Here is a 1,759-nt window from a genome sequence, read left to right as displayed (position 1 = left end):
GTTAGATTGGCTTACACCATTAGAGAAATTTGCTCAGCTTGTTGATTATCATAAGACTTTTCAAACTGTCGCACCTCATGTTTGAATTCGCCCAGGATTATTTGATGGTTTAGGCATAGGCATTAATCAGCGTTATATTGGTAACCGAAAAGGTCAGACTGCAAATAATACTTATACGATGGGCAGTTATGCAACAACTGATTTAATTTCGTACTATGACTTAAATCCTGATTTAAGATTCAGCTTTGATATTATGAATATTTTTAATAAAGAATATGATGATAGCGCTTTTAACCGCTATGTATATCCTGGACAACCACGGACTGCAAAGTTAGGTATGACATACAGTTTTTAGTTAAAGAACGCAGATATTCACTCTTAATTCTACTTTAAATAATAGGTAGCATAATAAGCCTTATTTCTGATTTTTCAAGTAAGAATAATAAGGCTTCAATTAACTAAAAAATACTGATTTATGAGAAAACATTTCTAATATACTTATAAAATATCTGTGAGCAGAAGATTTTATTAGTCACATTCTGTTTATTGTATAATTTAATCTTAATATCAAACTATATAAACTTAAAAGGTCTAGCATGATGAATGCTAGACCTATTTAAAAAATATAATATATAATATATAGATGATTTTAATATTACTTCATCATTGAAACCATTTGTTCAGCCATTTGTAAGTGTGTAGCAACCGCACTACGTGTTTGAACAAGCATGTTCTTTAAGTCAGAGTTTTTAGCATTTGGAATCAATTTTTTATCGATAACCATGAGGACTTTACGATGTACTTCCACTTGGCTCTTCATATAATCTTTATCAGTGTCAGAAGATGATCTGTTAAGTTTATCAACGATCTTATCACTGTCACGCTGTAATAACTTACTAATCTCACTGGTCTGTGGTGTTAGCATCAGACGAGTTGCCAATGCTTAACCTTTTTGCTCATTCGCTGAGTGTTCACGAATCATCATCTGAGCATATTGACGGACTTGAGCCATTTTTAACTTTGGCAAGGCCGCGTTTGCCTGCATAATCTCGCCATTGTTGGCAGTACTCAATATTTTAATAATCTGGTTATCAGATAAGTCTTCATGCTTATCATGCCACATTTTAGAATGATGTTTTCGATCATCCATAGAGTGATGGCCTTTGGTTGTACTTTGGCATGCAGTCAGGCCTAATATACTACTAAAAGCAATACAGCTGACTATCTTTTTCACTGTTATAGTTTCCACTTTGGCATCCTTTTAGAGTTTTATTATTGAAGTAACTTTTTTAAGATAGTCTAATTAAATTGGAAATAGTGTACTTTTTCAGTTGCTTTGTTAGATAAATGTATAAACATATTATAGCTTTAAGTAAATAGTTAATTTAAAAAGTTTCTTAAAGTATAAAAAATTAATTTAATAAAAAGAAACCAACTATTATTCCTCTTATTTATAAGAGTCATTATATATTTCAAAAAAATAAGAATTTATTATAAAAATAGCTTTAAAATTATAGTTAAATATCTAGTATAAAATTATTTTCAGTAAAACTTTTAAAATAAAAAAAATTCTATTATTTTTAAGTAATATTAATATAGCAAGACACTTTAATTATATATTTCAATTATTCCAATAAACTGGATATACATAATTTATTTAAATAATAGGCAGAGTAAAACTTGAAGTGCGACATAAACCACCTAATTAATTTAAAGGGTTTATGGAGTATATAAAATTGTCATACCATCATCTTAACTT

Annotated in this window: 2 pseudogenes; one reads left to right on the top strand and one right to left on the bottom strand. The window is 29.0% G+C overall.

What is annotated here, in order from left to right:
- Positions 1-103: 103 nt before the first annotated feature.
- Positions 104-355 (top strand): annotated as a pseudogene (locus tag N518_RS17040) (TonB-dependent siderophore receptor); the annotation flags it as partial.
- A 300-nt stretch (positions 356-655) separates the two neighbouring features.
- On the opposite strand, the pseudogene N518_RS16560 reads toward N518_RS17040, so the two are convergent.
- Positions 656-1,249, bottom strand: a pseudogene (locus N518_RS16560) (DUF4142 domain-containing protein).
- Between the last annotated feature and the right edge of the window lie 510 nt (positions 1,250-1,759).

The sequence above is a fragment of the Acinetobacter sp. UNC436CL71CviS28 genome (assembly GCF_000620525.1).
Lineage (GTDB): Bacteria > Pseudomonadota > Gammaproteobacteria > Pseudomonadales > Moraxellaceae > Acinetobacter > Acinetobacter radioresistens.
This window is presented reverse-complemented; position numbering and strand designations above follow the sequence as displayed.